Source organism: Mycobacterium sp. (assembly GCF_039583785.1).
Classification (GTDB): domain Bacteria; phylum Actinomycetota; class Actinomycetes; order Mycobacteriales; family Mycobacteriaceae; genus Mycobacterium.
This window is the reverse complement of record NZ_JAVKSG010000047.1, coordinates 22,921-28,510: the sequence shown is the minus strand read 5'-3', so window position 1 is coordinate 28,510 and position 5,590 is coordinate 22,921. Positions and strand designations below refer to the sequence as shown.

Genomic DNA, 5,590 nt, shown 5'->3' with positions numbered 1-5,590 from the left:
CCCCGCCCGCAGGAGCACGACCTGCTTCCGACCATCATGTGTCCGGGCAGCAGCCAGTGACCCCGCGCGCATCGGTAAGGCCGGCTGTCCGTGTACAGAACCAAGTCGTCGTCAACATCGATAGTCACGGCTACGACAGTGACAGGTTCCGTGCGGCAAGGGCAGATCAGTTACCGCATCGTGATCGTTTGGTGTCCTGTTCCGGGCGTGTCGGTGACCTAGCCGGTACCGGAACGCATTCCACGACCTCAAGTATTGCTCGGGTTGTGGGCCGTCACGAACTGTTACCCGATGAACTCGCCGACAGCATCGGCTGCGGCTGTCCGAGCTTGCACGCCTGCGCCACTCCTCCTCAGGCCGCTGCACGGCCCGCATCGTCGCCCGAATTCGAACAATTGTGCGATAGACTCGGCGCCGTGGCGATCGAGGTACAGGAGTCGTTGTTCGAGTGCAACGAACGCCGATCGCTGGGCCACGGAGCCTGGATCGACATCCGCTCGGGATGGCTGAACGGCGCCGACGAACTGCTCCGCGAACTGCTCGAGACCATCCCATGGCGGGCCGAACGCCGCCAGATGTATGACCGCGTGCTCGACGTCCCCCGCCTGGTGAGCTTCCATGACCTCACGACCGATGAGGCTCCGCATCCGCAGCTGGCCCGTATTCGGCGGCGGCTCAACGACATCTACGCCGGCGAGCTCGGCGAACCGTTCACCACCGTCGGCCTGTGCTGGTATCGCGACGGGTCCGACAGCGTGGCCTGGCACGGTGACACCATCGGCCGCAGCAGCACGCAGGACACCATGGTCGCGATCGTCAGCCTCGGCGCTACCCGCACCTTCGCCCTGCGACCCCGTGGCGGGGGTTCATCGTTGCGGCTGCCGCAAGCGCACGGCGATCTGCTGGTGATGGGCGGCTCGTGTCAGCGAACCTGGGAGCACTCCGTACCGAAGACCTCGACCCACGCCGGGCCGCGGGTCAGCATCCAGTTCCGGCCCCGAGATGTCCGGTAGCGATCAGTCTTTGATCGCGGCGACCGATTTCACCAGCAAGTCGCGGGCCTGCTTGGTGTCGACAGGCTTTGGCGGCCGACCCTGCACCAGCATCGGGTTGGCCGTGACGATCACCTGGTAATCACCGAAATGCGCGGAATAGTTGTATAACTCGCCACTGCGCGGCTTGCCCTGCACCACGGTCTGCAACACGCGGTGCACACCGAGGGTGTGGGTGCCCTCGATCTGCGGCACGTCGACGACCTCGATGAGGCCGCGAACCCGGCCGCCCTGGAACGTCACCCTCTTGCATTTGCGCGACGGCTCCTCGAACGGCACCGGCGCCGATGTCTGCACCGCCATCGCGATAAAGCGCCCACCGTCGCCTTCGGCGGCTACCGCGGCCATGTTTCCCTGCAAACCCGCCGGCATGTCCGCGCCGACGACGAACGAAGCGCAGTCCGGTGGATCGAAGGTCAACCCGGGCGGCAGCTTGTGCGTCGCCAGCACCTTGGGGTCGATCCCGGTTTTCGCCGTTTCCGTTACCTTGTAGCCAGGCCCAAAGTCAGACCTCACCTTCGCGATCTTGGCGATATCCGCTTCAGGGGGCGCCTTCGTCGATCCGTGGGAGCACGCCGCCAACAGACAGACCCCCCCGATCGCAACCGCAATCCGCATCATTAAGGCCAATCTAACGCACCGTCGCTAGCCCCTGACGGCCGATACGGTTTTCACCAGCAAGTCCGCGGCGAATTGCGGCGTCAGCGCCGTATTCGGCAAGCCGGGATCACTGATCAACGTGGTGAACGCATAGTAATCACCCAGGTACGCGGTGAAGGTGCTTGCGTGCGAACCGATTTCATTGCCGCCTTCGACCGAGGTGACGATGTCGGCCGCCATCCCGACGGTGTCGGCGGTGTCGATGTGGGGCGCATCGACGAGGTGGACGTGTGCGCTGGCACGCCGACCGGTGATGGCCCACTGCCGGCACTGAGCCACCAGGAACTGATCCAACGCGACAGGACCCGCCGGGGCTGCCACCACCACCGCGTACACCGTGCCTCCCGCGCCCGACCCCGAAATACCCTGCGCCCGTTGACCATGGCCACCACCCGGGTCGGCCAACGGCGCGCAACGAGCCGGGTTCGCAGCGACGACTCCGCCGAGAGCCCAAATGCTTACCGGTGCAGTCACATCCACCACCGGAGCCACCTCATAACCGGGCGGCAGGTCACGCCGCACGCGTCTGATGTTAGCGGGATCGACGTGGCGCGCCCCCGCGCTCACCGACGGCGCCGGCGGCCGTTCGACCGGCTGACCACACCCGGCGAGCAGCACGAGCACTGCCGCGGCCGCCAAACGGCGCATGCTAACTGACAGCCCGAATGACTTGATGCGCAGTGTGTTTGATCTCTGCAATCATGTCGCAGCTCAACGAGAGATCCCGGGTATCGGGTACATCGATGACCGTCGTCACTACGCCGACGTCGTCACGCTGCCAGAACGCGCCGTAGTGGTCCATGATCGTGCGCATCGCGACGTTGTCGGCGAGCATCCGGCCGGAGAACTTCTCGACCCCGGCGACCCGCGCGGCCACCGACAGCGCGGCGATCAGAAACGAGCCGACCCCGCGGCCCTGGTAGGCGTCGGCGACGGTGAATGCGATCTCGGCGACGGCCGGGTCGTGGTTCTCGCGCACGAACCGCGCGTCGGCGACCGGGTTCCCGTCCCGGTCGGTCATCACCCAGACGAAGTGGTCGACGTAATCGACCTCGGCCAGGTAATCCATCAGCGCCGGACTCGGCACCCGCGCCGACATGAACCGCCGATACAGCGTCTCGCTGGAGAACCGGACGTGCCCCTGCAGCGTTCGCTCGCTGTCACCGGGCAGCACCGGACGCAGCAGCAATTCCGAGCCGTCGCGGGTACGGACCGGGATCGGCGTGAGGAACGCCGCCAGGCGCTGCCGGACTGTGCGCACCAGTCGGGTCATGATGCCGGGGATGTGCACCAGTCGCGCGAACGCGTCGCTGTCGCCGATCCAGCCGGCCAGCGGCTCGCTGGTGGTCACCGTCGCCGTGCGTGGCAGGCGCCGCAGCAGCGCGATCTCGCCGACGATGGTGCCGGCGCAGACGTGCTCGACGGTCACCACGTCGTCGTCGGCGAGGTGCTCGATCTTGACCGTGCCCGACGCGATGAGCAGGAACGACACCGCCTGCTCACCCTGGCGCATCAGAACCCGGCCCGCCGCAGCCTGCACAGGTTGCAGGCTGGCCGCCAGCGGCATCAGGTCCTCAGCGGGGCAACCTTTGAAGATCTCCAGGGTGGCGAGTTCGTCGGCGCGCAGCGTGGTCAGCTCGGTCACCATGCCGCCCCTGTCGCCGTTGAAGATACTGCCAAGGCTAGGGGCATCCATCATGTTGCAGCAAGGACGCGCGCCCCGGCAGACTCACTCCGGTGACCCGCACCGATGATCCGCTGCAGACAACCCGGGATCTGCTCGACCGCGACGCGCGCCTGCGGCACGGCTTCCTCGACGTGCTCGGCGAATCGGCGGTCAGTGCGACCCCCACGCCGGCTCAACAGGCGATGAACAATCCGTTGGTCGCCCTGGTGTACGAGCGGCTGTGGCGTCCAGTTGCCTTCTACGTCGCCAGCGGCGTCACCACCGGCAGCGAACAGCGGCGCGCCGCCAAAGCCTTGAAACTGTCGAGCGCATCCCGGGTGCTCGATATCGCATGTGGCCCTGGCAATTTCACTGGCAAACTGGCTGAAAAACTTCCGGCGGGCGGCCTCGCGGTCGGGCTTGACATCTCGGTGCCGATGCTGCGCCGCGCCGTGCAGGACAACAGCGGACCGCGCACCTGTTACGTCCGCGGCGACGCCGGAACGCTGCCGTTCGATGACGAAACGTTCGACGCTGTCTGCTGTTTCGGGGCGCTCTACTTGATGCCCGAGCCGTTCACGGTCGCGCGCGAAATGGTGCGGGTGGTGCGGCCCGGCGGCCGGATCGCGATTCTGACCAGCTACGCGAGCTACGCGAGTCACCTACCGCCCATCCGGTACGCGAGCACGGCGGGCGCCAAGGCGATCGGGTTGCGCCTGTTCGACCGGGATGTGTTCGTCGACTTGTTCGCCACATCCGGGCTCGTCGACATCGAGCAGCAGATCCAGCGCAGTCTGCAGTTCGTCACGGCCGGCAAACCAGGCTGACGGTCAGGTCAACGGGTAAACGCCCTCGTCGGCGCGTGCACGACGTACATCCCGCCGGCGGCCAGAGCGTGCGCCGTGAACACGTGCGCGGCGGCGCTGGGCTGATGCCGGACGGCGACACAGGTGTCGGCAATGTTGCCGGCCAGCACCTGAAACTGGTAGCTAAGCGCATCGGAGGCATCACGCCGCAGCGGCGCCTCCGGCTGGGCCGGCGGGCGCGGTCACGTGCGGTCCGTTCGAGGGTTGCGCGATTATCGGTTGGCACTATGAATATAGAGTAGACTCGCCGGAAGCGAAAACCTAGCTGGCTCCCGGGATCTGCCGCGACATCGAAAACGCGGGTCAGCGGCCGCTACACTGCCGGGATACCTAAAAGACGCAAGCCCAATCCCGATCAACGCCGCCGCGAACTGTGTGACGCGGCTATTCAGCTGCTTGCTGACGACGGCGCCAAGGGCCTGAGCCACCTGAAGGTGGACGGTCGCGCCGGCGTTCCCGACGGCACCACCTCGTTCTACTTCCGTACCCGCTCGGCGTTGCTGCACGCGGTCGCCGAGCGAATGGTCGAACTCGACCTGGCCACACTGCAAACGGTCGCCGACAGCGCTGCGGTCGAAGACGGGTCGTCGGCATCGACACTGGCCAAGGTCGTCATCCAGTCCGGTCTGGACCCGCAGCTGAGCCGCACCCGGGCGCGTTACGAATTGACCATCCAGGCCACCCGGGATCCGGTGATCGCAGCCGCGCTGCAGCGCGCCACAGACGCCTTCACCAAGCTGCATCACGACATCCTGGTCCAGCTGTTGCCACACGGCGCGGATCTTGATCCCGCCGTCGTCGACGACCTCAGCAACGTCACGCTGACCTTCATCAACGGCCTGATGCTGCGGTTCGTCCACGGCGACCGGATCATCGACACTCCCGAACAGTTCGACGGCGTGCTGTCGGCCATCGTCGCCGGCGTCCTGCACAGCGAGCAACGGGGGCACCTCACCCACGACGGCGCCACGTTGCAATCGCCCGCAAAATAGACCGCCGAATCCCGCCGGTAGCTTTCTCTGCGGAAATAGAGTTAGACCGTCGCGGGTACGCGCGAATGCGCGGTTCCATGAAGCGAAACTGTGAAGCTTCTGGGAAGCGTCCGAAATTTTGTTGAACGGCCGCACAGTTTGTTCAGCCGGCACGGCAGCCGGATCAGCTCGCGAAGCGCGGAATGTTTGCGTGAAGATTCCGGCGCGACAACCGGCGAACGTGGCACCGAGACTGCGCCGAACGGTTCGGCAATGAACAAGCGGCGGGTGACGCGCTGCGCGACGCCATCGACACGGGAACGATGGCGCGCGAGGACGTCTTCGCTCCTGGCGGTCACCGTCCTGCGCTCAATC

The 5,590-nt window shown here is 66.1% G+C and carries 8 protein-coding genes; 3 read left to right on the top strand and 5 right to left on the bottom strand.

What is annotated here, in order from left to right:
• Positions 1-416 precede the first annotated feature (416 nt).
• On the top strand, positions 417-1,013 hold the full coding sequence (locus ABDV69_RS14525; protein ID WP_343575516.1) for an alpha-ketoglutarate-dependent dioxygenase AlkB: 597 nt from the start codon (positions 417-419) through the stop codon (positions 1,011-1,013).
• Positions 1,014-1,016: 3 nt separating this feature from the next.
• Here ABDV69_RS14525 and ABDV69_RS14520 read toward each other — a convergent pair whose 3' ends face one another.
• From ABDV69_RS14520 to ABDV69_RS14510, 3 genes are read right to left on the bottom strand one after another with little or no spacing between them, the layout of a single operon-like run.
• Positions 1,017-1,673: a DUF5642 family protein gene (locus ABDV69_RS14520; RefSeq protein ID WP_343575514.1), complete on the bottom strand. Its 657-nt coding sequence runs from the start codon at positions 1,671-1,673 to the stop codon at positions 1,017-1,019.
• A 24-nt stretch (positions 1,674-1,697) separates the two neighbouring features.
• A complete protein-coding gene (locus ABDV69_RS14515; protein ID WP_343575512.1) occupies positions 1,698-2,360 on the bottom strand; it encodes a DUF5642 family protein in 663 nt (220 codons plus the stop codon).
• 1 nt (position 2,361) lies between these two features.
• On the bottom strand, positions 2,362-3,360 hold the full coding sequence (locus ABDV69_RS14510) for a GNAT family N-acetyltransferase (RefSeq protein ID WP_343575524.1): 999 nt from the start codon (positions 3,358-3,360) through the stop codon (positions 2,362-2,364).
• Between the two features lie 89 nt (positions 3,361-3,449).
• Here ABDV69_RS14510 and ABDV69_RS14505 point away from each other — a divergent pair, with 89 nt between their 5' ends.
• A complete protein-coding gene (locus ABDV69_RS14505) occupies positions 3,450-4,205 on the top strand; it encodes a methyltransferase domain-containing protein (protein ID WP_343575510.1) in 756 nt (251 codons plus the stop codon).
• Between the two features lie 8 nt (positions 4,206-4,213).
• Here the strand turns inward: ABDV69_RS14505 and ABDV69_RS14500 are convergent, their stop codons facing one another.
• The gene (locus ABDV69_RS14500) at positions 4,214-4,354 is read right to left on the bottom strand and encodes a hypothetical protein (RefSeq protein ID WP_343575508.1); all 141 of its coding nucleotides are present in this window, start codon (positions 4,352-4,354) and stop codon (positions 4,214-4,216) included.
• Positions 4,355-4,570: 216 nt separating this feature from the next.
• On the opposite strand from ABDV69_RS14500, the gene ABDV69_RS14495 reads away from it, so the two are divergent.
• Entirely contained in the window at positions 4,571-5,236 is a 666-nt protein-coding gene (locus tag ABDV69_RS14495; protein WP_343575523.1) for a TetR/AcrR family transcriptional regulator, read from the top strand.
• Positions 5,237-5,277: 41 nt separating this feature from the next.
• Here the strand turns inward: ABDV69_RS14495 and ABDV69_RS14490 are convergent.
• Positions 5,278-5,590 (bottom strand): hypothetical protein (locus ABDV69_RS14490; RefSeq protein ID WP_343575506.1); only part of this gene is annotated, 313 nt, incomplete at its 5' end.

Excerpts from the sequence above, each read along its gene's own strand:
- ABDV69_RS14520 (WP_343575514.1), bottom strand. The coding sequence starts at position 1,673 with ATGATGCGGATTGCGGTTGCGATCGGGGGGGTCTGTCTGTTGGCGGCG.
- ABDV69_RS14515 (WP_343575512.1), bottom strand. The coding sequence starts at position 2,360 with ATGCGCCGTTTGGCGGCCGCGGCAGTGCTCGTGCTGCTCGCCGGGTGT.
- ABDV69_RS14510 (WP_343575524.1), bottom strand. The coding sequence starts at position 3,360 with ATGGTGACCGAGCTGACCACGCTGCGCGCCGACGAACTCGCCACCCTG.